General features: G+C 63.2%; 24 protein-coding genes, 1 other RNA gene and 1 riboswitch. Of the genes, 10 read left to right on the top strand and 15 right to left on the bottom strand.

Annotated elements, in window-relative coordinates; all coding sequences use genetic code 11:
* Nucleotide 1 precedes the first annotated feature (1 nt).
* Nucleotides 2–196: a hypothetical protein gene (locus ACP8ML_RS03565; protein WP_004811898.1), complete on the bottom strand. Its 195-nt coding sequence runs from the start codon at nucleotides 194–196 to the stop codon at nucleotides 2–4.
* 83 nt (nucleotides 197–279) lie between these two features.
* Between ACP8ML_RS03565 and ACP8ML_RS03560 the strand changes: the two genes are divergently transcribed.
* The 3 genes from ACP8ML_RS03560 (at nucleotide 280) to map (ending at nucleotide 3,309) form a co-directional block, all read left to right on the top strand.
* Nucleotides 280–1,668, top strand: coding sequence for an FtsX-like permease family protein (locus ACP8ML_RS03560; protein ID WP_117189323.1), 1,389 nt, complete (start codon nucleotides 280–282; stop codon nucleotides 1,666–1,668).
* Nucleotides 1,668–2,378 (top strand): ABC transporter ATP-binding protein, encoded by a 711-nt coding sequence (locus tag ACP8ML_RS03555; protein ID WP_065674115.1) that lies wholly within the window; start codon nucleotides 1,668–1,670, stop codon nucleotides 2,376–2,378. The genes ACP8ML_RS03560 and ACP8ML_RS03555 overlap by 1 nt, the downstream gene beginning before the upstream one ends.
* 190 nt (nucleotides 2,379–2,568) lie before the next feature.
* Nucleotides 2,569–3,309, top strand: coding sequence for a type I methionyl aminopeptidase (gene map, locus ACP8ML_RS03550; protein WP_283240441.1), 741 nt, complete (start codon nucleotides 2,569–2,571; stop codon nucleotides 3,307–3,309).
* A gap of 6 nt (nucleotides 3,310–3,315) precedes the next feature.
* Here map and ACP8ML_RS03545 read toward each other — a convergent pair whose 3' ends face one another.
* The 4 genes from ACP8ML_RS03545 to ACP8ML_RS03530 all read right to left on the bottom strand — a co-directional run bounded on the left by ACP8ML_RS03545 (nucleotide 3,316) and on the right by ACP8ML_RS03530 (nucleotide 8,902).
* Nucleotides 3,316–5,100, bottom strand: coding sequence for a dipeptide ABC transporter ATP-binding protein (locus tag ACP8ML_RS03545; RefSeq protein WP_117189324.1), 1,785 nt, complete (start codon nucleotides 5,098–5,100; stop codon nucleotides 3,316–3,318).
* 35 nt (nucleotides 5,101–5,135) lie between these two features.
* Nucleotides 5,136–6,806, bottom strand: a complete 1,671-nt coding sequence (locus ACP8ML_RS03540) for an ABC transporter substrate-binding protein (RefSeq protein WP_117189325.1) — start codon at nucleotides 6,804–6,806, stop codon at nucleotides 5,136–5,138.
* Nucleotides 6,807–6,899: 93 nt separating this feature from the next.
* Entirely contained in the window at nucleotides 6,900–7,886 is a 987-nt protein-coding gene (locus ACP8ML_RS03535) for an ABC transporter permease (protein ID WP_117189326.1), read from the bottom strand.
* On the bottom strand, nucleotides 7,883–8,902 hold the full coding sequence (locus ACP8ML_RS03530) for an ABC transporter permease (RefSeq protein ID WP_117189327.1): 1,020 nt from the start codon (nucleotides 8,900–8,902) through the stop codon (nucleotides 7,883–7,885). Before ACP8ML_RS03530 ends, ACP8ML_RS03535 begins: the two co-directional genes overlap by 4 nt.
* A 429-nt stretch (nucleotides 8,903–9,331) precedes the next feature.
* Between ACP8ML_RS03530 and ACP8ML_RS03525 the strand changes: the two genes are divergently transcribed.
* Nucleotides 9,332–11,605, top strand: coding sequence for a carbon starvation CstA family protein (locus tag ACP8ML_RS03525; protein ID WP_212750684.1), 2,274 nt, complete (start codon nucleotides 9,332–9,334; stop codon nucleotides 11,603–11,605).
* Nucleotides 11,602–11,817 (top strand): YbdD/YjiX family protein, encoded by a 216-nt coding sequence (locus ACP8ML_RS03520; RefSeq protein ID WP_021104499.1) that lies wholly within the window; start codon nucleotides 11,602–11,604, stop codon nucleotides 11,815–11,817. The genes ACP8ML_RS03525 and ACP8ML_RS03520 overlap by 4 nt, the downstream gene beginning before the upstream one ends.
* A gap of 22 nt (nucleotides 11,818–11,839) precedes the next feature.
* Here the strand turns inward: ACP8ML_RS03520 and ACP8ML_RS03515 are convergent, their stop codons facing one another.
* The 7 genes from ACP8ML_RS03515 to ACP8ML_RS03485 form a co-directional block, all read right to left on the bottom strand.
* Complete coding sequence (locus ACP8ML_RS03515; RefSeq protein WP_065674121.1) at nucleotides 11,840–12,472, bottom strand: (2Fe-2S) ferredoxin domain-containing protein; 633 nt, start codon at nucleotides 12,470–12,472, stop codon at nucleotides 11,840–11,842.
* Complete coding sequence (locus ACP8ML_RS03510) at nucleotides 12,469–13,263, bottom strand: ABC transporter ATP-binding protein (protein WP_117189329.1); 795 nt, start codon at nucleotides 13,261–13,263, stop codon at nucleotides 12,469–12,471. Before ACP8ML_RS03510 ends, ACP8ML_RS03515 begins: the two co-directional genes overlap by 4 nt.
* Nucleotides 13,260–14,294 carry a FecCD family ABC transporter permease gene (locus tag ACP8ML_RS03505; protein ID WP_117189330.1) on the bottom strand — a complete coding sequence of 345 codons (1,035 nt, stop codon included), beginning with the start codon at nucleotides 14,292–14,294 and terminating at the stop codon, nucleotides 13,260–13,262. Before ACP8ML_RS03505 ends, ACP8ML_RS03510 begins: the two co-directional genes overlap by 4 nt.
* Nucleotides 14,291–15,304 (bottom strand): ABC transporter substrate-binding protein, encoded by a 1,014-nt coding sequence (locus ACP8ML_RS03500; RefSeq protein ID WP_117189331.1) that lies wholly within the window; start codon nucleotides 15,302–15,304, stop codon nucleotides 14,291–14,293. The genes ACP8ML_RS03505 and ACP8ML_RS03500 overlap by 4 nt, the downstream gene beginning before the upstream one ends.
* Before the next feature lie 41 nt (nucleotides 15,305–15,345).
* Nucleotides 15,346–15,531, bottom strand: a riboswitch (cobalamin riboswitch).
* A 34-nt stretch (nucleotides 15,532–15,565) separates the two neighbouring features.
* Nucleotides 15,566–15,766: a hypothetical protein gene (locus ACP8ML_RS03495; protein ID WP_004811914.1), complete on the bottom strand. Its 201-nt coding sequence runs from the start codon at nucleotides 15,764–15,766 to the stop codon at nucleotides 15,566–15,568.
* A 16-nt stretch (nucleotides 15,767–15,782) separates the two neighbouring features.
* Nucleotides 15,783–16,164, bottom strand: an RNA gene (gene rnpB / locus ACP8ML_RS03490) — RNase P RNA component class A.
* Nucleotides 16,165–16,224: 60 nt separating this feature from the next.
* Nucleotides 16,225–16,962 (bottom strand): zinc ribbon domain-containing protein, encoded by a 738-nt coding sequence (locus ACP8ML_RS03485; protein WP_016667227.1) that lies wholly within the window; start codon nucleotides 16,960–16,962, stop codon nucleotides 16,225–16,227.
* A gap of 130 nt (nucleotides 16,963–17,092) precedes the next feature.
* Here ACP8ML_RS03485 and ACP8ML_RS03480 point away from each other — a divergent pair, with 130 nt between their 5' ends.
* Both ACP8ML_RS03480 and ACP8ML_RS03475 read left to right on the top strand, forming a co-directional pair.
* On the top strand, nucleotides 17,093–17,374 hold the full coding sequence (locus ACP8ML_RS03480) for an ASCH domain-containing protein (protein WP_065674125.1): 282 nt from the start codon (nucleotides 17,093–17,095) through the stop codon (nucleotides 17,372–17,374).
* The gene (locus ACP8ML_RS03475) at nucleotides 17,371–18,867 is read left to right on the top strand and encodes an aminopeptidase P family protein (RefSeq protein WP_065674126.1); all 1,497 of its coding nucleotides are present in this window, start codon (nucleotides 17,371–17,373) and stop codon (nucleotides 18,865–18,867) included. Before ACP8ML_RS03480 ends, ACP8ML_RS03475 begins: the two co-directional genes overlap by 4 nt.
* A 51-nt stretch (nucleotides 18,868–18,918) precedes the next feature.
* Here ACP8ML_RS03475 and ACP8ML_RS03470 read toward each other — a convergent pair whose 3' ends face one another.
* Both ACP8ML_RS03470 and ACP8ML_RS03465 read right to left on the bottom strand, forming a co-directional pair.
* Nucleotides 18,919–19,791, bottom strand: coding sequence for a COX15/CtaA family protein (locus ACP8ML_RS03470; RefSeq protein ID WP_117189332.1), 873 nt, complete (start codon nucleotides 19,789–19,791; stop codon nucleotides 18,919–18,921).
* Nucleotides 19,792–19,900: 109 nt separating this feature from the next.
* Nucleotides 19,901–20,407, bottom strand: a complete 507-nt coding sequence (locus ACP8ML_RS03465) for a YflT domain-containing protein (protein WP_171048598.1) — start codon at nucleotides 20,405–20,407, stop codon at nucleotides 19,901–19,903.
* A 107-nt stretch (nucleotides 20,408–20,514) separates the two neighbouring features.
* Between ACP8ML_RS03465 and ACP8ML_RS03460 the strand changes: the two genes are divergently transcribed.
* The 3 genes from ACP8ML_RS03460 (at nucleotide 20,515) to ACP8ML_RS03450 (ending at nucleotide 23,514) form a co-directional block, all read left to right on the top strand.
* The gene (locus tag ACP8ML_RS03460; protein WP_081302725.1) at nucleotides 20,515–21,780 is read left to right on the top strand and encodes a magnesium transporter MgtE N-terminal domain-containing protein; all 1,266 of its coding nucleotides are present in this window, start codon (nucleotides 20,515–20,517) and stop codon (nucleotides 21,778–21,780) included.
* Nucleotides 21,773–22,297, top strand: coding sequence for a DUF1003 domain-containing protein (locus ACP8ML_RS03455; protein ID WP_004811921.1), 525 nt, complete (start codon nucleotides 21,773–21,775; stop codon nucleotides 22,295–22,297). Before ACP8ML_RS03460 ends, ACP8ML_RS03455 begins: the two co-directional genes overlap by 8 nt.
* 62 nt (nucleotides 22,298–22,359) lie before the next feature.
* Nucleotides 22,360–23,514, top strand: a complete 1,155-nt coding sequence (locus ACP8ML_RS03450) for an Mrp/NBP35 family ATP-binding protein (RefSeq protein WP_036975823.1) — start codon at nucleotides 22,360–22,362, stop codon at nucleotides 23,512–23,514.
* Between the two features lie 77 nt (nucleotides 23,515–23,591).
* Here the strand turns inward: ACP8ML_RS03450 and ACP8ML_RS03445 are convergent, their stop codons facing one another.
* The gene (locus tag ACP8ML_RS03445; protein WP_016667219.1) at nucleotides 23,592–24,005 is read right to left on the bottom strand and encodes a sec-independent translocase; all 414 of its coding nucleotides are present in this window, start codon (nucleotides 24,003–24,005) and stop codon (nucleotides 23,592–23,594) included.
* Nucleotides 24,006–24,012: the final 7 nt, after the last annotated feature.

Below are 24,012 nucleotides of genomic sequence, written 5' to 3'. Positions count from 1 at the left end.
CTCAGTCGTCGTCCTCCTCGTCATTGAAACGAGGATCGTTCTCCCAGAAGTCGTTGCGCGCGGCCACCGTGTCAAGAGCCTCCGCCGCTGACTGAGGAGACGGGTACGGGCCAAGGTGATCGGCCGCCTTGCAGTCATCGGCAGTCTCGACGGTGTGGTGTTTGAGACACCAGAAGTATTCGGTCTTGTCAGCCATGTGATCCCCTCCAGTATCGTGACTCACATCCTAGATGTCAGTGATCGTCCCGTTTTTCCATCCGCGCTGTGAAACCCTGAACCATGACTCTCAAGATCGCCGTCAACTCCGTCATTCGGGGCGCATCCTCCTGGCTCTCCCTCATCGTCGCCTCGGTCGTGCTCATGGTGGTGGTCACCCTGAGCATCGGTTTAATAGTCGCCGGGGTGGCTGCCGGCGGCGACGCGCAGCAGGCCTACGCGTCCATGGGCGGGGTGGCCCTGGGATTCACGGTGCTGACCGGATTTGCCTCCTTCCGACTGGTCGTGGGCACCTGTGTGCGCCTGCAACGACGTGACGTCGCCTTGTGGCAGATCGTCGGTGTGCTGCCACGGACTGCACGCTTGATCCTCATCGTCGAGATCCTCCTCGTCACGGCCCTGTCCGCACTGCTTGGTGCGCTTGTCTCGGAGGCCGTGTGGCCGTGGTACGCCGGCTTCGTGGCCACCAGCGGGCTGCCTCGCAGTGATGTGCTGACCCATCCGATTCCCGTCGTGGCGATGATCACGGGAGTCGCGACGACGGCCGTCGTCAGTCTGATGTCTGGTCTGGGCTCGGCGCGACAGATCGCACGGGGTGACGTCGTCACTGCAGTCCGCCCATCGGAGACGACACAGTCCTCACCGCGTCATTCCCGCGTCCTCTTCGTGGTCGTCACAGTGCTTCTCATCGCGGGAACCGTGACCCTGTACTTCACGATTGGCCACGTCAGTCCAGTCACCGACGCAGACGACCTCGTCGGAGTCCTCTCCGCGTATCCGGGGATGGGGCTCCTCGTCTGTCTGGTTTTCGCAATGATCTGCGGGCCGGTCGTCCGTGGCCTTGTCGCGCTCATCAGAGCCATTGGCCTCGGCGGCACCCCCGGATTCCTGGCGAGCCGTGAGGCAGCGGCCAGGCCGCGATTGACCCAGGCCCTCGTCATGCCGATCAGTCTGGCAGCAGCCGCGATCGGAATGATGACGAGCTGGATCCACCTGGTGACGACGGTGATGGCAGCCCGCGCCCCCGGATCCGGATCGGTGTCGGCCCCGCCACGCCAGATGGCCTTGTTGCTGGGGGGTCCGGTCATTGTCGCCTGTGTGTGCGCGTCCGCCATCGTGCTGGCCACTTCATCACACCGACGCGAGGACAATGCTCTGTTGCTGGTGTCAGGATCGACGCCGGGTCTGGTACGCGCCAAGACCGTCCTGGAGGCCTTGGTGTACGCAGCCGTCTGCCTGGTGTGTTCCTATACCATTGTCACGGTCAACGACCTGGCCATGGCGGCTGCGCTGTCGGCAGGACCGGTCCCCGATGTCAGGGCCACGCCACCTGGGTGGTCGGCCTGTGCAGTGGTCGGCTTTGGGTTCACCCTCACCTTGATCCTCCTTCTCGTCGTCACCCGCAGTGGCATGCGGAAGGACCCCATCACCATCGTCATGGGAGGCCGTTGATGTCGCCGTTGATCAGTGCTGTCGGGGTACGCAAAGGTTTTGGAAAAGGATCCCAGCGGATCGAAGTGCTCAAGGGGGTCGATCTCGAGGTTGATCCTGGCGAGTTCGTTGCCATCGTGGGGTCCTCGGGGGCAGGCAAGTCGACGCTGCTGTATTGCTTGTGCGGTCTCCTCGCCGCCGATGGCGGGAGTATCACCCTGGCCGGCAACGACCTCGGTCCGGCTAGTCGTTCTGAACTCGCACGGATACGACGCGATCACGTCGGGGTTATCTTCCAGGATCTCAACCTCATCAGTTCCCTCAACGTCCGTGACAATGTCCGCCTGCCTGCGCGACTGGCAGGGATGAGGCCGCGCCGACGTGATGTCACGCACGCCCTGGAGACCGTCGGGCTGGCCGCCTGCGCCGACAAGTACCCGAACCACCTGTCCGGCGGACAGCGTCAACGGGTGGCGATAGCGCGGTCCCTGGTCCGGGCTCCCCAAGTGCTCTTCGCTGACGAGCCGACCGGGTCTCTTGACGTCGCCTCTCGGGAGACCGTCCTCGATCTGCTTCGCGAGACCGTGACCGACAGCACCTCTTTGGTCATGATCACCCATGATCTGGACATCGCAGCCACCGCAGATCGCGTCATCATTCTCGCGAATGGTCGTCATGACCGGGTCCTGACCCACCCGACCGCCGAGGAACTCTTCGAGACCATGCACTGATCCGGACCGTTGCACATCGGCACACGCACGTGAACCAATCCGGCGTCTTGACACTGACGACCTAGACTAGGCCGACGTGAGTGCCATCAAGCCGTATCCCCAGAGTCCTCGTCGCCACGTTCCCGGCAGCATTGCCCGCCCTCCCTATGTCGGTTTGGGAGACGTCCCGGAGACCTACGACGGTTCCCACGTGCAGACTCCCGAGACGATTGCCGCCATGGAGGAAGCCGGTCGGATCGCGTGCGGCGCCATGCACGAGGCCGGCAAGGCTGTGGCACCTGGAGTCACCACCGACGAGCTCGACCGCATCGCTCACGAGTACATGTGCGATCACGGCGCCTACCCGTCGACCCTCGACTACCGCAACTACCCCAAGTCCTGCTGCACCAGCGTCAACGAGGTCATCTGCCACGGCATCCCGGACGCTCGCCCGCTGGAGGACGGCGACATCGTCAAAATCGACGTCACCGCCTACAAGAATGGCGTGCACGGCGACAATTGCTACACCTTCCCGTGCGGCAACGTCGATCAGGAGTCCCTCGACCTCATCAAGCACACCGAGGAGTCCATGAACCGGGCCATCAAGGCCGTCAAGCCTGGTCGCTCGATCTCCATCATCGGACGCATCATCGAGAACTACGCCAAGCGATTCGGGTACGGCGTGGTGCGCGACTACACCGGGCACGGGGTCCACAGTGCCTTCCACTCCGGCCTTGTCGTCTTCCATTACGACGAGCCGCGTTACGACGTCACCCTCGAGGAGGGCATGACGCTGACCATCGAGCCGATGCTCACTCTCGGTGACCAGTCCAATCATCAGTGGGACGACGGCTGGACGGTCCTCACCAACGATGGTTCACGGTGTGCCCAGTTCGAGCAAACCCTCGTCATCGAGAAGGGCGGGGCGCGCATCATCACGACCCTGGACTGACAGGCCTCACCGTTGAACGACCACCCGGGCTCGGCGGGTTCGCTGTATCGCCGGGTCAGGGATGGGAACGGCACTCACCAGAGCACGGGTGTATTCCTCCCGCGGATGCGAAAGCACCTCCGTCGTCGGCCCTTCCTCGACGATGCGACCTTTGCTGAGCACCACTGTTCGGGCTGCAATCTGCTCGATGACCGCAAGATCATGCGAGACGAACAAGCACGCAAACCCCAGTTCAGCTTGCAGACCCGTCAGGAGCCTGAGCACCTTGGCCTGCACCGACACATCGAGCGCGCTGGTAGGTTCATCGGCAACCACCAGCCGGGGGTCCAGGGCCAGGGCACGAGCGATAGCAACCCGCTGACGCTGACCACCGCTCATTTGATGTGGGTACCGATCAGCCATCGATTCCGGCAGCTCCACCTGCTCGAGGAGTTGACGCACCCGGGCGCGCCTCCGCGACGAGTCGAGGGGGGAATGCAGCATCAAGGGTTCAGCAATTGACGCACCGACAGTGCGCCTGGGATTAAGGGCCGAGGCCGGATTCTGATACACGACTCCGGTGTTACGCCGGACGGGGAGCATCGCACGCCGAGAGGCCCCGGCGACCTCGACCCCAGCCACTCGCACCGACCCGGAGGTCACCGGTACCAACCCTGGGAGGGTGCCAGCGATCGTGGATTTTCCCGACCCGGACTCCCCCACGAGTCCCAGAACCTCCCCCGGCGCGATGGCCAGACTCACACCGCGGACCGCGTGCACAGACTTGCGTCGTCGCGCACGGTAGACGACGTCGAGGTCGGTAACCTCAACTAGTGGTGGGTCCAGCTCTCGGTTCGTCGCGTCAGGGATCGCCGGGCCGACGACCTCAACGGTTCCCGGCTCATCACTGGTTTCAGACCTAGCGGCGCTCGCCCCGTCGGGATTGGTTTGCGGATCATGGAGTTCTCGTAGCGCATCGAGTTGGGGAACGGCGTCGAGGAGCTGGCGGGTGTAGGAGTGTTGCGGATCGTTGAAGATCGCGTCGACACTGCCCCGCTCGATGATGTGCCCTTTTCTCATGACGGCAACCTCGTCGGCGATGTCAGCCACGACGGCCATGTCATGCGTGATGAGCAGCACCGCCATGCCTTCATCGGTCAGCTGACGCAGGAGGTCGAGGATCCCGGCCTGCACTGTGACATCAAGGGCCGTGGTGGGCTCGTCAGCGATGATCACCCTCGGATTGCATGCCAAGGCCAGGGCCATGCATGCTCGCTGCAACTGGCCTCCGGACAGCTGATGCGGGTAGGAGGCAGCGATCCGCTCTACGTCCGGCAGCCCGACGCGGCCCAGGAGCTTATGTACTCGGTCGCGAATTCGAGAACGCGACCGATCCTCGTCAGAGTGGGTCCTGATGACTTCACGGATCTGAGCGCCGATGGCCAGAAGAGGGTCAAGCGCACTGGAGGGCTCCTGAAAGATGGTGCCGACCAACCGACCTCGCACACCGTCGAGCACCGACCTATCAGCCCCAACCAGTTCCACGGCTGCCTCGCCGGCGTTTCTGCCCGGTTCATCTCGGCTCAGGAGCACCGATCCCGTGACCGTGGCGGCCTGGGGCAGCAAGCCGAGGCTGCCCAGGGCTGTCACGGATTTCCCCGATCCCGACTCGCCCACCAGAGCCAGTACTCGTCCAGACACCAGGTCCAGATCGACTCCCTCCGAGGCCGCCACCGGCGACCCGGAGAATCTCACCGTGACATCTCGCAGGCTCAGGACTGCGTCTGGCCACCGATCCTGCTGTGCGGTCACCCGGGTAGGAGCGTCTTTCCGTCGGGGTTGGCCCCTCACTTCTGCACTCCCACGACGAGGTAGTTCGGGTAAGCCGGGAAGGGATCGACGAAGAAACCACTCACACCTGATCCGTGCAGGAAGGCATTGCGCCGGAACACCAATGGAACGACGGGAACGTCCTGGGCGATGCGTCGATCAATGTTCGCCCGCTTCTCCTTGGCCTCATCCATCGATAGGGCGGCCGCTTCGGCGAGCATCCGATCCACCTCGGCATTGTGGTAGCGGCCAAGGTTGAAGCCGCCTGATCCGATCTCACTGGAGGCAAAAAGCGGCTGCAAATTGGCATTGGCCGACGGATAGTCGGGATTCCACGAAGCAATGGTCAAGTCGTAGTCGGAACCATCAGACTGGGTAGCTTTCTCAATCCAGGTTTCACTTTCAACGGGATTGATCTTGACGGAGATGTTGACCTTCTGAAGTGCCTGTTGGACGGCTTGAGCGAGCGCCAACGTTCCCTCATCGTTGCTTACCAGCAGTACGAGCTGGCCCACCGCTTTGCCCTTGAGGAGTTCTTGAGCCTTTGCGGTGGACTCAGGGTACAGGTCGTATTCCTGGCGTCCTGGGATGCCAGGAGTGATGTACGTCGTCGCTGGGGCTGCACCGATCTCTCCGCCCAGAGCGGTGGCTGCGGCCTTGCGATCCACCGCATAGGCGATGGCCTGGCGCACCTTGACGTCTTTGACGCGCTCAACGTTGATAGCCAAGTACTGCAGTGGCCCAGCACTACCGACGGCTAGCCGGGACTTGGCCTGGGGGTTGGATGTCACCTGAGGCAATTGGGCAGGGGGCACCATCCCCGCCCCAAATGCGTTGCGGTCATTGCCAGAGTCGGAGATGAGACGTTGAGCAATCACCGGGCTGTCCTGGCCCAAGGAAAACACAATCGTGTCAGGTAGAGCAGTACGCACCTCGTCAGAGGACGGTGTCCATTTCGGGTTGCGCTTGAGGGTTGCGGCCACACCCTGCTTGTACTCAGCCACACGATAAGGCCCAGATGCGACCGGTTCACGGGTGTAAATCGTGGGGTTGTCACTGAGGGGAACCGGAGCAAACGCGGGCATAGAAACGATCCATGGCCAGTCGCCAAATGGAGCTTTCAGATGGAAGACAATCGTCTTGTCGTCTGGCGTCTCAATGGACTTCAAATGCTTGCCCTTATATGGGCCGGTGTATCCCGAGGTCTCGGCAAGCAGCGTCTTGTGGTATCCGAGTCCGCCGGCCAAGGAGGCCGTGAAGGTGCGTTCGACCCCATGGCGAATTTGCGTAGATGTGATCGGCGACCCATCCTCGGCCACCAAACCGTCTTTGAGGGTGAAGGTCCAGGTCCGGCCACCATCCGAGGCTTTTCCGGTATCGGTAGCGAGGTCGGGGACGACCCTGGCCTCCTTACCCTTGATGATCTGCCAGCTGGTGAGACGGCGGTGAACGAGGGCCAACGAGGTGACGGCCATGCCCTGGCTGCGGCCCGGATCCCAGTTGATGTCAGTGTCTGACGCGAGGATCGTCAGCGTCCCGCCCCTGGTAGGCGTGGCTGACCCAGCTGTCTGCGCGGAACGCTCATTGGCACCGCATGCGCTCAATGCCGCAACTGCAGCGGTGGCCCCTGCGCCGAGCAGGAAGCCACGGCGGGACAACGACGAAATGGAGTATGTGCTAGGACCCATGATTTTCATCTTTCTTGTGAGCCGTTTTCAGTGGTGTGTGATGTGACTGTGGTGTGAATATGTGCTGGTGCGCTGCGCAGCGGCGTATCAGCGTCAAACCCGAGGATCGATGGCTGCTACGACGATGTCGGCCAACAGATTCATTCCGATGATCGCGACTGCGGCCACCAATGTGACGCCCATCACGAGTTGGACATCAGTAGCTCCCACGGCGTCCATGAGTAGAGCTCCGAGACCCTGGATGGAGAACACTTTCTCGGTGATGACGGCTCCGCCCAGTAATCCCCCCAGGTCGAGAGCGAAATAGGTGAGTATCGGCACGGAGATGCTGCGCAGGACATGGTTAGCCAGGACGCGTCGTTCCGACAGACCCGCGGCGCGAGCAGTGCGCACATAATCCTCGTCAAGGGTCTCCAGCATCTCACTGCGGACCATCCGCGTATAGACCGCTGCTGAGAGGACGGCGAGCACGGTCCATGGCAAGGCCAGATGCCAGAGCCAGTCGACAGGACTCACAGAGAATGGCACATATCCGGACACCGGAACAATGTCAGCCTTGAATCCCAGCAGCAGGATGCCGAGCAGACCTACCAGATAGGCCGGTGAGGAAATTCCCAAAACTGTTCCGGTCATGATCGCACGGTCCACGGCACCACCTCGATGAAGGGCCGAAATGATGCCGGTGCTCACACCAATAATCATCCACAACACGGCTGCCCCCAAAGCCACCGACATAGTGACTGGCAGCCGGTTTGCAATGAGTTCAGTGACCGGGGTCGACAGGCGGAACGAGTATCCCAGGCAGGGGGCAGAACAGTGAATGGCATCAGCCCCGGACCCATATGTAGTGCCTGCAACAATCCCAGAAAGATAGTTCCAGAATTGCTGGTACCACGGATCGTTCAAACCCATGTAAGAACGCGCAAGGGCGAGATTCTCCGGAGTACATGGCTTACCACAAGCTAATTGGGCTGGATCAGCGGGGAAGAACTCAAAGATGGCAAAGGTGATGAAGGTAATGATCACGAGCACGGCAAGCGTCTGAACCAGGCGAGAGACAAGGAAACGTAGACGGTTCATCGAGACTCACCTAGCCTCGGGTCAATGGCGTCACGAAGTCCGTCGCCAAAGAGGTTGAAAGCCAGGGTGACGAGGAATAACGCGCCACCGGGAAACAGCAAGTACCAGGGATCCGTGCTCACCCAGGTTACCGCCGAACCTATGGATCGACCCCACGACGGCGTTGGCGGGGTGACGCCCACTCCCAGGAAAGACAGCGCCGCTTCCGCGCCAATCTTCCCAGGAATGGAGATGGTGATGAAGACGATAATCGTGGCTACCAGGTTGGGCAGCATCTGCCGCACCAAGATGTGCAGGTGGCCCGCACCCATTGCCTGTGACGCACGAATGAAAGTACGCGATCGCAACGACATCGCTTGACTACGTAACACCCGCGCCGTTGAGGGCCACCCCAACAGACCAATAATGAGGACCATGACGGTCGCTCGTGGAGCGGTGGCCGGAATGACCGCCGAAATCGCGATCATGAACACCAGCTGTGGGAATCCCAGGATGACGTCAGTGCCACGAGACGCCAATCCGTCCCACCAGCCACCGAAGTACCCAGCCGTCACCCCCACGATGATGGCAATGGTCATCGAAAGGATGGTCGCCCCCATGCCAATGAGGAATGAGGTCCGGGTGCCTTCGACGACGATGGCGAAGAGATCGCGACCGGTCTGAGGCTCGACGCCGAAGGGATGGACAGCGCTGATCCCTCCCATTGCGCCGGAGGGCAACCCGCTCGCGTTCAGGGCAGACAAGTCGTAGCTATAGGGGTCAAGGTCCATGGCCCGAGTGATGGGCGTAGCCAGGATGGCTACGAGGGTAGTCAGCACAACGACGACTGCTCCGAACATCGCTGACCCATTGTGCCGCAGACGGCTCCACACTCCTCCGGGAACGACCCGTCCGCTATCGGGATCGATGGCAGCCACCGGGGCCGAAGTGGTCTCGTCGCCGATCGGGGAGAGCCTATCGCCCGGCAGAAGATCACCGGCGACAGGGACATCAGGCGCGGCGTCCGTTTCGGACATGCTCACGGATACTCCTTGGTGGTTAGGAAGGGACAGGAACAGACATGCGTGGATAAGACATGCGTGGGCTGGAGTCGCGTCTCAGCGACAACAACACATTCGCATGCGCATGAGCCCTCTTCTCCAAGGTTTGATGCAGCCCGCACCTGCGAGCCTTTACAGAAGGTACCACACTGTGAGATTGGGTCTCAAATGCCACCTTGTCTGAAGGCGCTCTCGGCCATGACACAGGACGACGCCACCAGCTAGTTGTCGTTTCCAGTCCCGGAGTGACCCCGCGGTAGCAGAAGATGGTGGGCGTAGCCACGCCAACGGATGCGCCGAGCCAAGGGATAGGCGGCACTGTCCTCACCATCCCGCGGCCTCGTCGCACGGTTTCACCGCATTGTCGCGCCGCGCGATCGGACTGAATGACAACTGGAGGTCACCATGGGAACCGCCCCACCTCATCATCAATCAGATATTCCCGAAGGTATGCCAGCCGTCAGTCTGTCTGCCGAAGAGCGGTCACGCCAGCAGCAATGGACGCCACTGCGTATGGTCGTCTGGATATTCATCTCTGCGATTGCCGGCCTCGGTTGGTGGATGCTAGCCGTGCGACGGGGTGAAACCGTCAACGGCATCTGGTTCGTCTTCGCCGCCGTCGGCTCGTACTTCATCGGTTACCGGTTCTACGCCACCTACATCCAGGACAAACTCGTCCATCCCGACGACGACCGGGCCACCCCGGCCGAGTATGACTACAACGGCCGTGACTTCGTGCCCACGGATCGCCGCATCCTCTACGGCCATCACTTCGCCGCCATCGCGGGCGCCGGCCCTCTCGTCGGGCCGGTGCTGTCGGCCCAGATGGGTTACCTGCCGAGCACGATCTGGATCATCGTGGGCGTCATCCTTGCTGGGGCTGTGCAGGACTACCTCGTCCTCGTCATCTCCATGCGACGGGGCGGACGATCCCTCGGTCAGATGGCCAAGGACGAACTGGGACGTTTCGGTGGCATCGCCGCCCTCGTCGCCACCCTGACGATCATGCTCATCATCGTGGCCATCCTGGCCATGGTGGTCGTCAACTCCCTGGCTGCCTCGTCCTGGGGAGTGTGGAGCGTCGGTCTGACGATTCCGATCGCGCTTCTCATGGGCTTCTACCTGCGTTACCTGCGCCCTGGCAAGGTGCTCGAGGTCTCCCTCATCGGCATCGTTCTGCTGGTGCTGGCCATCGCCTCGGGAGCCTGGATCGAGAACACCGCCATCTCCAGCGCACTCCATCTAAGCAAGCCGTTCCTGGCCTGGGCCATCATCCTTTACGGATTCATCGCCGCAGTGCTTCCCGTCTGGATGCTGCTGGCTCCCCGTGATTACCTGTCAACCTTCATGAAGGTTGGCGTCATCGCGATGCTGGCTGTCTCTATCGTCATCGTCCGTCCGGTCATCACCGTCCCGGCCATGACGGTCTACGCACACACCGGTACTGGTCCAGTCTTCTCCGGAAAGCTGTTCCCCTTCCTCTTCGTGACGATCGCATGTGGCGCCTTGTCGGGATTCCACGCGACAATCTCCTCGGGCACCACCCCGAAACTCATCGAGAAGGAGTCCCAGGCCCGCCTCATCGGTTACGGCGGCATGCTCATGGAATCCTTCGTCGCGATCATGGCTCTGGTTGCTGCCCTGTCAGTGGACCGTGGCATCTACTTCGCCATGAACTCCCCCGCCGGGGCGACGGGCAGCACCGTCCAGAGCGCAGTGGCCTACGTCAACTCACTCGGTTTGTCCGGTGTGCACACCGATGCCAACGCCCTGACGACGACGGCCAAACTTGTCGGCGAGACGTCAATCATCAGCCGTACCGGTGGCGCACCAACCCTCGCCGTAGGCCTCGCGACGATCATGCATCAGCTCTTCGGTGGTCAGGCCATGATGAGCTTCTGGTACCACTTCGCGATCATGTTCGAGGCGCTGTTCATCCTCACCTCGGTCGACGCGGGAACTCGCGTCGCCCGGTTCATGCTCTCGGACGCCCTGGGCAACTTCTGGCCCCGCCTCACGGACCACTCCTGGAAGGTCGGATCCTGGCTCACCACCGCGATCATGGTTGCCGGTTGGGGATCGATTCTGCTCATGGGTGTCAATGACCCGCTGGGCGGCATCAACACCCTCTTCCCGCTGTTCGGCATCGCGAACCAGTTGTTGGCGGCCGTCGCCCTGTCGATCTGCCTGGTGGTCTTCGCCCGAGCTGGTCACAAATGGCGGTTGCTCATCATCTTCGTGCCGATGCTCTTCACCGCCGTCATCACGGTGTACGGATCCTGGCTGAAGATCTTCTCCCCCGACCCGAAGATCGGTTACTGGGCCAACCACATGACGTACAAGCGGGCCATCGCCGCTGGCAAGACCTCGCTGGGCCAGGCCAAGGACATCGACGAGATGCGCACCGTCGTCGGCAACACCGCTATTCAGGGGACGATGTCGATCATCTTCGTCGTCTGTGCCCTCATCGTCATGATCGCGGCCTGCATCCGCACCGTTCAGGCGCTGCGAGGCCACAACATCATCAACACCGAGGATCCGGCCAAGCCGTCGCACCTCTTCGCCCCCAGTGGCCTCATCGCCAGCAAGGCCGAGAAAGATCTTCAGGCCGAGTGGGACGAGTTCTACCAGACCCATCGCGAGCTTGACCTGGAGCACGTTCACAAGGAACACGCGTGAGCGCCGCACCACGGCATCTGCCCACCGATCCACTGTGGCGACGATGGTGGTCGTCACTGCGGTGGTGGGTGCGCGGGGTCACGGGAGCTGACGCCTACGACAACTACCTCGAGTGGTGTCGACACACGGGTCATGAGCCGATGCCGGAGAAGGCGTTCTGGCGCGACCAGTGCGACCGTCAGGACCGCAACCCCCAGGCACGATGCTGCTGATCCTTACCACCGGGCCTTCCCGTCACTGACGGGATGGCCCGGTCAGTTCTGACACGATGCGGTCAAGGTTGTCCTCGGTCAACTGAATGCACTTGCCGTCCGGCCAGACCACGATGAGTGGGGCGTGGTTGCACGGATACATGCACCCCGTCACCGTGACGAGAACCTCTGTGTCCAAGGCGTGTGACTGGGCCAGCTTCTCCTGCAGGCGTGCATGCAGGTCGGCGGCGCCGGCTGCGCTGCAGCGAGGTCCTCGACAGGTGAGCAGATGGTGTCGGAAGGAGGGGAATTCCCGCCAGGCAGGGTTGTGCAACGGCGCTTCGGCTCCGGTCACGGTTCGCCACTCGCCGGCAAACTCCTGGTCGGGACGTACAACCCCGACATGCACGACGACGGTGGGTCCGTTCTCATGGACACGGACCCACTGGCCGGCGACGCGACGAAGCCAGGACAGCGGCACCGGTCCGTCATCGCAACTCCATCCGACGAGCTCGACCCGGTCGTCGTCAGCGGCGTCGAGGACATCTACGAGCGCCGGTCCAGGACCCTGCAGACATGCGTTCCGGTCGGCATCCACGTGACGGGCCACTGCTTCTGCGCTGACCGCGTCAGAGGAATCCTCCCAGCGCAGCGAGACCGCGATGCGCGTCGTCATGGCTGCAATCCCCGCCAGGTGAATCCACGTCTGAAATCTGACCAAACCTCGCCGTCGACTCCGAAATGTTCACGGACGAGGTCAGGAGTCAGTACCTCGGAGGCCGACCCTGCTGCGACCATCCGGCCCGAGTCCAGCACGACGAGGTCATCCGCGTAGGCGGCGGCCAGGTCAAGATCATGGATGACGGTCACCGTTGTCAGACCAAGACCACGCACTCTCTCCAACAGGTCAATCTGGTGACGCAGGTCGAGATGATTCGTGGGTTCGTCCAGGAGCAGAATCTCAGGATCCTGGGCGAGGGCTCGGGCCAACTGGACCCGCTGCCTCTCCCCTCCCGAGAGGGACGACCATGCCCGGTCAGCAAGATCGGCAACTCCGGTTGACGCCATCGCGTTCTCGACGGCATCTCCGTCACGCCCTCTTCGGCGACTGAGATTGCCGATCCCCCAGCCTCCCAGATGGGGAATGCGTCCGAGCTGGACGGCGTCACGCACCGTCAGTTCCACGTGAGCCGAAGGACTCTGCTCGAGAAGGGCCATCACCCGGGAGCGCTCCTTGGCCCCGATCCCGGAGAGATCACGCTCCCCCAACCACACCCGCCCCGCGCTGGGCTTCCGCAACCCGGCCAGCAGGTGCAACAGGGTCGTCTTCCCGGATCCGTTCAGCCCGATGACCATCGTCATGACCTTTGGCCGAATCTCCACGTCGACCCCGGACAAGACCGTCGTCCCGTCGACCGTCCAACCAAGATCCTCAGCTCGCAACGTTGCTGCTGTCCCGGCACTCATGATCGAGACGCCTGTCGACGCAGCAGGACGACCAGCACCGGGGCTCCGACGGCCGCAGTGATGACCCCGACGGGAATCTCGGTGCCAGGGCGCAAGCACCTCGCTGCGGTGTCGGACCACACCATGAGCAGGGCCCCGACGAGGGCCGACACCGGTAGCAGCCGGGCGTGTCGCGGCCCGGTCCAGAACCTCACGATGTGTGGGACCGTCAGCCCGACGAATCCGATGGGGCCGACGAAGGCCACGCTGAGAGCGGTCAGCAGGGCGGTGCCAACCATGATCATCCAGCGCACAGTGTTGACCGGTACTCCCAGGGACATCGCGCTGACGTCACCGAAGGCGAAGGCGTCAAGGGTGTGGCACAATGCCATCCCGGCGATGAGGGCCGGAACGGTGGCGACGGCCAGGGTGATCGTCGATCCCCATCTCACACCGGTGAACGACCCGAGGGTCCACGACAGGGCTGATCGAGCTGCGTTCGACTCACCACACACCATGATCATCATGGACACCGCCGCGCCGCACAACTGTCCGACGGCCACCCCGGCCAGGATGGTCCGGCTGGCGGGTAACTCCCCGGACTTGCCAGTGGCCATGGCCAGCACCATGACCAGGGCCCCGACCGCCCCGCCGAAGGAGGCCAGTGTCATGAGGACGGACTGCCCCAGAGTGCTGGAGATTCCGATGATGAGGATGAAGACCGCACCTACCGAGGCTCCACTGGAGATGCCGAGCAGATAGGGGTCGGCCAGGTCATTACCGGTCAGGGTCTGCAGTACCGCGCCGCACATCGCCAGCAAAGCGCCGACGGCCATCGATCCGATGACGCGCGGAGCCCGCAGCTGCCACACGATCTGATCATCGAGAACGGTGACGTCGGCGCCCTCGATGAGACGGAATCGCCGGGCCACCACCCTCGCGACATCATGGACAGGAACGTGTACCGCCCCGGTCCCGAGCACCACGAGGACACTGCCGACCAAGGCCATCGCGAGGATGCCGGTGATCAGCCAACTACGCTGACGACTCACTTGCCGGTGATCTTCGCCAGACCGTCATTGAGGGTCTTCGCACCGTCCACGAGTTCGGCACCAGGGGTGCTCTGGGAGAACGGCACGGTGACGAATTTGTTCTCCTTGACGGCCTTCATCTGGCTGAGGACGGGGTCCTTCCTCATATAGTCGATCTTCGACGTCGCCGTGGACCAACTGGCATCGGCGACCACGATGACCTCAGGGTTGGATGCGACAATCTTCTCCCAGGAGCCGTCTGCCCAACCGCCGTCGAGATGGGCAAAGAGGTTCTTGGCACCGACAGCGTCCATGAGGAGCTGGGGTCCGCCATGTCCGGCGCCAATGAACGGAGTCTTGTCTCCCGAGTCGAACCAGACGATCGACGTCCCGGTGCCGTGCTTGTTCCCGGTGACCTCCTTGAGGGCATCTCGCTGCTTGGAAATGGCCTTGTCAGCCGCATCCTTGACGCCGATGAGAGTCCCCACCTCGGTCATTTCCTTCCAGACGTTTTCCCAGGTGGTTTCGGCCGAGGGCGTGCCCTTGGGGCAGCCGAAGGGGCTGATGTAGGTGGCAATTCCCTGTTTCTTCAGCTCATCACGCGTGCCGATGGCCTTGTCCGTAAAAGCGCTGGAATACGAGGACAGCGCCAGATCAGGCTTGGCGGCCAGGAAGGTCTCCTTGGACGGGTACTCCTTGGAGAGCACCTTGACCGAGTCATAGGCCTTCTTCCACTTCGCCGGGATCTCACTGTCAAGGTAGGCGGTGCCGACGAGTTTGGACTCCCCGCCGATGGCCAGCACGTCCTCAGTGGCTCCCTGATTGAGGGTCACTGCCCTCGTGGCGGGCTTGTCGAGGGTGACCTGCTGTCCGCAGTTGGTGATGGTGATCGGACCAGAAGCCGACGCTGAGACCGAGGAAGACGACGATGACGCGGAGTCCTTGGGGGCACCGGCACAGCCGGCGAGCAGGACGGCGGGAAGCATTGATGCCACGAGGACGCGGCGAAGGGATGACGGGGTGACGGGCATGAGTAAGCCAGCTTTCTGTGTTCGGCGTGCGCGACCGGGTACCGACAGGACGGCGTCAGGTGGTCTTCGGGCTCGACCTCGTCTCCGTTCCCGGCTCCTTCCCAGTGCTCATGGCACCAGTGGCGTTCGCCGGGGCAGATCAGTCATACCGCTGCGCGTCAGCTCCGGCTTCTCACCGGATTCCAGCGCTGGTGGGGCCACCAGCAACCTGACGTGAGCATGTTAGCATCCCCTTCGTATGCCCTCCTCCAAGGGGTTACCTCACTTGAACAGGTCACCGAAACGCATCGTCGTCTTCCGGTAAACCTTGTTGTAGGCGGCTCGACGTGGATCTCGCAGCCAACCCATTCCCTTACGGCCATAACCGGGAATGAGGGTGCGCTTGACAGTCCTCGTGACTCGACCACGCGTCCTGGCCGAGATGGTTCTGGACAGGCTGGGAGTACGAATTCCGAACTTCATGGACCCGATGATAGAAGGGACGAGCCATCCTGTAAGCCGGGTTCTGTGGCCCCTCAGGGCCGGTGATCATCCATCTGTGAACGCCATTACTGGCATCCTCCAGCCTTTCGGCTGCGCAGCCTACCCGGACGCTCAGGCGAGCAGCCCTCGAACACGTCCGCGACCTCGTGGTCTTCTTGGCCTTGCTCCGAGTGGGGTTTGCCGTGCCGTCACCGTCACCGATGACGCGGTGGGCCCTTACCCCGCCGTTTCACCCTCACCGGCCCGAAAGCCGGCAGTTTGTTTTCTGTGGCACTGTCCCGCGGGTCACCCCGGGTGGGCGTTACCCACCACCCTGCTCTGTGGAGCCCGGACTTTCCTCGACAGCTCAAGACTGCCGCGATCACCCGGATGGCTCGTCCGACCGTCGATTCTACGGTCATTGCCGCATCGTCGCCACACGGGCAACGGCGCAATTCTCAAAGAGACTCCTCGGTGCGCACCAGAATCCGGTCGCACTCCTCGCAACGCACGACGTCGTCCTCGGCGGCTGCGACATAGGTGCGCAGGTCAGCCGGATTCGCAGCAATGCCACATCCCTCACACACCCCGTGGACGAGCTTGGCACACCCCATCCCGGTGCGCTCGCGCAGCATCTCGTAGAGCTTGAGGAGATCCACCGGGACACCACCCGCCTGGGTCTCGCGAGACCGGCACAACTCGACCAGCTCGTCGTCGATCCCCTTGAGACCGGCATCGCGAGACGCGAGGACGGTGCGGATGTGGCCATCCAGCTCGATACGACGACGATCCGCGTCGGAGTGAGCGGCTTCGGCGTCCTCGACGGCCTGCATGGCATCGAGCTCGGCGTCCTCCAGCAGGCTGATGCGTCGCCCGAGATGCTCGATCTCCTCGGTCAGACCCTTCAAGGCCTTGTGGTCGGTGACGGAACCGGAATCGACGGTCTTCTGATTGCGCTCCATGCGAGCACGGGCCGGCTCGAGGTCGCCCTCGATGCGCTCCTGTTCCATCTTGGCGTCCGACAGCGCGGTCGACTTGGCGACGACCTCCTCGGCAAGGGTCCTGCGCTGGACCGCGAGGTCCTTGAGCTCGGCCAGCTCGGGCAGGGTCTGACGACGGTGCTGGGCACGGGCGATCAGACGGTCAGTTCGTGCAAGATCGAGAAGCTTCCACTGATCCTGTGCCGCGGCTTTCACGCTGACCTCCTGCGTTTCTGGCCCCGTTGAGCAGGCCCTGTTGACATGTGGTGTTCAGCCTACCTCCCGTAGGTAGGGGGATGCGCGGGGACGGCACCCTGCCTGACGGCGAATTGGTTTCCCCGGTCCGATGCGGGACCGTCTCGTGGCGGCCATCCTTTCCGGTGGGATCACCACCTCATGTCTCAGGGAGGAATGCGACCGCTTCGGGGGGATGCCGTCCGTCGGCGACCGGCAGGTGGTTGTCGACTCTGACGGCAGACGGGTGTGCGTCATCGAACACACCGACATCGACCTCGTTCCCCTCAAGGACATCACTGACGAGCCAGTCGTCGTCTGCCAGTACTTCCATGTCATCGGCACCTACACTGGGAGTCACACCATCAACCAACGGAGGTCCCGACACATATGACCGAGACGAGGTCGTCAGATCTGAACGAACAGATGAAGCAGGCCGAGGAGCAGAAGGTCCCCAAGCGTCAGACCCCGTTCTCCAAGGCCTTCGTCGAGTTCATCCCCACGGACTGGGCCCCCTACCCCGACGAGCTTCCGGAGCCGCTCGGCTCCGTGCCCTCGGCGACTGCTCACCGTGACGCCCTGGCCGCCCGCTTCGACGGGGACCGACTCGTCATTCCGGCTGGGCATCTCATGCGCCGCAACAACGACTGCGACTACCCCTTCCGTCCCAATACCGCCTTCGCCTACTACTCGGGCCTAGGCACCGACCGGGAACCCAATGCGGTGCTCGTCGTAGACACCACCGCCGAGACCCGAGACGTGCTGTACTTCAAGCCGCGTGCCCCGCGCACGGACCGAGAGTTCTACGCCGATCCGACCTACGGCGAGATGTGGGTCGGCAAGCGTGAGTCCTTGGAGGAGATGTCGGCCATGACGGGGCTCACCTGCCGCGACATCTCTCAGCTCAACAGCGCCTTGGCAGCCGGCGACGTGACGGTTCGTGTCATCCGTGACGCCGATGAGAACGTCACCGCGACCGTCGACTCCCTACGCCCCAAGGGCTCCGAGGAGGCCGACGAGGAGCTCTACGAGTTTTCCTCAGCCGCGCGTTTCTGCAAGGACGACTGGGAGGTCGAGCAGCTGCGCGACGCCTGCCTCAAGTCCAAGGTCGGCTTCGAGTCCATGATCGCCGAAATCCCGGAGGCCGTGCGCAAGGGACGCGGTGAGCGCTGGATGGAGGGCACCTTCGGACGGGTCGCCCGTCACCTCGGTAATGAGGTCGGCTATGGCTCGATTTGTGCCGCCGGTGACCACGCCAACACCCTGCACTGGGTGCGCAACGACGGGGACCTGCGTCCCGGAGAGCTCATCCTCATCGATGCCGGTGTCGAGGTCGATTCCCTCTACACCGCCGACATCACGCGTACCCTGCCGATCTCGGGCACGTTCTCCCCGGCCCAACGTCGGGTCTACCAGGCCGTCCTGGAGGCCCAGGACGCCGCCGCTGCCGTCGCCAAGGTCGGACACGACCACGCGGAGATCCACCAGGCGGCCATCCGCGTCATCTGCGAGTACCTCCACGAGTGGGGCATCCTGCCAGTCAGCGTCGAGGAGTGCCTCTCCCCGGAGGGCGGCCAGCACCGTCGTTGGATGGTCCACGGCACCTCCCACCACCTCGGCATGGATGTCCACGACTGTAACCAGGCACGTCGTCAGGACTACTCCGGACCGCTCAAGAAGGGCATGTGCGTCTCCGACGAGCCGGGCATCTACTTCAAGGAGACAGACCTCTTGGTCCCCGAGGAGTTCCGTGGCATCGGTGTCCGCATCGAGGACGACCTGTACATCACTGACGGTGAACCCGAGTGGCTGTCCAAGGACTGCCCACGTCAGATCGACGAGGTCGAGGCCTGGATGGCCGACATCTGGGGACGCACCTCCCACTGATCATCAGCACCCGCTGGCCACAAGCACTGCCGATGCGCAGCGCCGGGGTTTTCAGCCCCTAGCGCTGCGCATCGTCGCCGTCATGGTGAGGCACAGGATGAGGACGGCCGGGATGGCGTGCAGGGTTCCCAGACCGTGGTTCGACCCATTGACGGCGATGAGGATCCCGGCGACGATCTCGATGACGATGAGCACGGCGCACAGGATGTCCCAACCATTGCGACGCCCCCAGCGAACCAGCAGGAAGACGATCGCCAGGATCATCCCGATGCCCGCAATGGCCTGCTGAGCCACCCAACCGGCCAACGGTCCATCGCCGGCGCCGCGCACGAACATGGCCCAGCCCATGCAACGGGTGAGCGACCCGGGGCCAGCAACCTGGACGGCGAAGAAGTGACCGACGACGAGGAAGACCACGGCACCGACGCCGAGCTTGGTTCGCCCATTCCAGATCCACGGGGAGCGCGGCCTGCGGGAGACGAAGAAGGCCCGCCACATCGCACCCATCGAGATGATGGCGGCCAGCAGGTCGAAGGACGCCTCGACGGCGTTGATCCCCCACTTGATCGTCATCATGCCGAAGATCCCGGAGGTCAGTGCGCCCAGCAGGGCGACGATCGGCAGGGCGACGAGCAACCTGTCGACCCGCCGATACACGATTCCGACAATGACGCTCGCGACCGCGAAGATGCCGACCGAGGCCGAGATGACGCGGTGGATGAACTCCACCCATGGCTGGGTCGCATCCATCGGAGTCAGGCGTCCGACATAACAGCCGGGCCAGTTCGGGCAGGATGCCGACGCATCGGTGGCACACACCGTTGATCCCAGAGCCAGAGTGACAGTGATGACGACGGCGGTGATCCCGAAGAGAATCGTCACCCCTTTCGGCACGGCGTTTCTGGTGGCGACGGTGTTGGTCATGAAAATCCTCGCTGGTGGTGATTGCCGTCAGTCATGGACCTAGGCTCGAACGGCCACGATCCTGCCACCACCACCGCCCGGACTTGTCGGCGGGTCTACCCGGAGAGGATCAGCCCTGGAAAGCCTTGGCCCTCATGAAGGGCATCTCGGCAACCATCTCACGGGCCTTGGCAGCCACCTTGTGCTCGGCCAGCACCTCGTAATGGGTGGCAACAACCTGCTGGACAGAGTTGAAGTCGCGCTCCCCACCCGACATCGCATACGTGATGGCAGCCGTGATCATACCGATGATGACGCCCACGAGCAGACCTGTCAGCAACACCACGAAAATGGCCTCGCCGGTGGTGAAGAACATCATCATGAGGCCGACCAGCAGACCCATACCGAGTCCGGAGACGGCCCCCTGGCCGAGCACCGAGCCCCAGGTACGACGACCGGTGACCCGCTCCATCGTCTTAAGGTCAGTTCCGACGATGCACAGGTTCTCGACCGGGAACTCCTTGTCGGACAGCTCGTCGACAATTTTCTGGGCCGTCTCGTAATCGTCGACCACAACGACCGACTGCGGGTATTCAAGATTGATCATGGCATCTGCCCTGCCCGGCATCACACTCATCGTCACGGCTACCTCCTTAGTCTGGACCACAGTGTACGGACAGCCACCGACAGTCCTCCGTCATCGGTCACGGCATCGTCACTGGCCCTCCGGGTAGATTGTGCGAGGTGAACAGGTCCCAGTCGGTATTCATCTCCCGGATTCGTGGCCTTCCCGTCATGGATGCCAACGGCGATCAGGTCGGCAAGGTCAGGGACGTCGTCGTCCAGATGCGTACCCCTGGCCGCGCCCCGCTCGTGCGCGGCCTCGTCGTCGAGCTCTTCGCACGTCGGCGGATATTCGTGCCCATGGTCCGGGTGCACGCCATCGACGCGGTGCAGATCATGATCTCGGGAACCGTCAACACCCAGGTGTTCTCCCGCCGCGTCTCCGAGACCCTCGTCGTCGAGGACCTCTTCGACCGTACCTTCACCCGCGACGGCAAGCAGGTGTGGGTGATGGACGTCTCGATGGCCCCGGTGCGCAGCCGCGAGTGGGAGATCAACGAGGTGGCCCTGGCCGAGTCCGGACGGGGCCGATTCATCCGCAAGACCCCCAGCAACCCGACCATCGTCGACTGGCGCGAAGTACCCTCCCTGGTGCTGGCCTCCCGACAGTCCACCGAGCGCACCATCGCCGAGATGCACGAAATGAAACCGGCCGACATGGCCCGCGAGTTGCACGACATGAATCCCCATCGTCGCGCCGAGGTGGCCATGGCCCTTGACGACGACCAACTCGCCAACGCCATCGAGGAGCTGCCGGAGGGCGAGCAGGTCTCCCTCATCACCGTCCTCGATCCTGACCGCGCCGCCGACATCCTCGAGGAGATGGACCCCGACGACGCCGCGGACCTCATCAAGGAGTTGCCGGACACCACCGCCCATCAGTTGCTGGCCCGCATGGAGCCTGACGACGCCGCGGACGTCCGCTCCCTGATGGCCTATACCGAGTTCACTGCCGGCGCCATGATGACCCCGGAGCCCGTCATCGTCGCCCCCGATGCCACCGTCGCCGACGCGCTGGCCCTGGTCCGCAACGAGGACATCACCCCTGCCGAGGCCTCCATGGTCTTCGTGTGTCGTCCTCCCACCGAGACCCCGACCGGCCGATATCTGGGAGCGGTGCATGTCCAGCGTCTGCTGCGCGAGCCGCCCTCGACGATGGTCTCGGCCATCATCGACACTGATCTCGAACCCATGCGCACGGACGCCCCGGTGGGTGCGGTGAGCCGCTATTTCGCCACCTACAACCTCGTCGTGGTTCCGGTCGTCAATGAGACGAACCAGCTCGTCGGGGCAGTGGCCGTTGACGACCTACTCGACCACCTGCTGCCCGCCGACTGGCGGGGCGACCAGATGGACGGCGAGCTTCTGGAGGTGAACCATGGCTGACGGCGATCAGAGGATCCACGACGCCGATCGTCTCGACATCCCGGGACCGCGCAAGGCCAGACGCCCCAAGGTGCAGCTGGACTCCGAGAAGTTCGGCCAGTTCGCCGAGGCCACCGCCAGGTTCATGGGAACCGCGAAATTCCTCGCGTACATGACGGTCGTCGTTCTCGCCTGGATCATCTGGAACCTCGTCGCGATCTACAAGCTGCGCTTCGACCCGTACCCGTTCATCCTGCTCAACCTGTTCTTCTCCACCCAGGCCTCCTACTCGGCTCCCCTCATCCTGCTGGCCCAGAACCGCCAGGAGGACCGTGACCGGGTGTCGATGGCCGAGGACCGCCGAGTGGCTGCCCAGTCCCGTGCTGACATGGAGTTCCTGGCCAGGGAGGTCGCCTCCATCCGGATGCAGATGGGTGAACTGGCGACCCGTGACTACCTGCGCTCCGAGCTGCGGGACGAATTGCGCTCCCTTCTGGAGGAGATTGAGGCCTCTCCGGCGCCCTCCGGATCGCGCTGATCGGAGTCGGTTCGCGATCGGCGAGTTGTCCGAGGGGCCCAACGGTGTGTAGACAAGTCAGCATGAGCACCGATAACCCGTTGGTCGAGGCCGTTGCCGAAGCTCTCACGCACGTCAATGACCCCGAGATCAAACGCCCCATCACCGATCTCAACATGGTTGATGAGATCACCGTTGATGATCAGGGACGCGCCTTCGTCCGCGTCCTGCTGACCGTGTCCGGATGCCCCCTCAAGACTGAGTTGCGCGAGCAGGTGACCGAGGCCGTCCGCGGTGTCGATGGGGTCACCAGCGTTTCCGTCGAGCTCGGCACCATGACTGACGAGCAGCGTGATGCCCTCAAGGTGCAGCTGCGCGGCGGCGTCCCCGAACGCGTCATCCCCTTCGCCCAGCCCGGAAACACCACCAAGGTCATCGCGGTGTCCTCCGGCAAGGGTGGCGTCGGCAAGTCCTCGGTGACCGTCAACCTGGCTCTGGCCCTGGCTCAGCTGGGTCGCGAGGTCGGCCTGCTGGACGCTGACATCTATGGCCACTCAGTACCTGACATGCTCGGCCTGGGTGACGCCCACCCCACTCCCCTCGATGACATGCTGTTGCCGGTCCCTGGTCTGGGAATCAAGTCGATCAGCATCGGCATGATGAAGCCCAACAAGTCCGACGTCATCGCCTGGCGCGGCCCGATCCTCGACCGTGCTCTCACCCAGCTGCTGGCTGACGTCCACTGGGGCGACCTCGACTACCTCCTCATCGACCTTCCGCCCGGCACCGGCGACATCGCCATGAGCCTGGGCCAGAAGCTGCCCAACGCCGAGGTCCTCGTCGTCACCACCCCGCAGCAGGCTGCCTCCGAGGTCGCCGAGCGTGCCGGAACGATGGCCGGGATCATGCAGCAGCGTGTCATGGGCGTCGTCGAGAACATGTCGTGGCTGGAGGTCACCGCCCCGAAGTCGGGCGAGACCTTCCGCGTCGACCTCTTCGGCACTGGCGGTGGCCAGAAGGCTGCTGATGCCCTGTCGGAGCGTCTGGGCACCGAGATCCCGCTGCTGGGCCAGATTCCGCTGGACGCCGATCTGCGCAGCGGCGGCGACGAGGGGGACCCCATCGTCCTCGCCCACCCGGAGTCCCCGGCTGCCAAGGCCATCCACGCACTGGCGAGCACCATCGACTCCCGCCCGCGCGGACTGGCCGGGATGAACCTGGGAGTCTCCCCAGTCTGATCAACCATTACGAAGAACTGGTCCCCGGTCAGTACTGACCGGGGACCAGTTCTTCTCTGGATCATTTGCGAGGCGAATCAGGTCGCCTCGGTGTCGAAGGGCACCGGCTGGCTGGAGTCGTGCACTGACTCCGGGCCCGATTCCGACGGCGCCTCCGGCAACCCTTCCGAGTTGCGGATGTCTGCCAGGCCCAGGTCGAGGTCGGATCGAACGTCGGACAGGTCAGACTTGATCTCGTCAATATCATCCTGCAGACCATCGAGAACGTACTTCCGCACGAAGTTCTGCGGCTTGAGGTCCTGGTAGTCGAGATCAGCGAACTGCGGTCCCAGCTCGCTGCGGAGCTGGTCCCTCGTGTTGTTCGCGATGTTCTTGAGGTAGTGATAGACGCGCGCCGCCTTGCGGGCCATCTCGGGCAACTTGTCAGGCCCAAACATGAGCACAGCAATGATGATGAGTACCGCGATTTCCGCTGGACCTGCTGTGGACATGCCCCAT

The sequence above is a fragment of the Cutibacterium sp. LaCa_255 genome (genome assembly GCF_057458005.1).
This window is presented reverse-complemented; position numbering and strand designations above follow the sequence as displayed.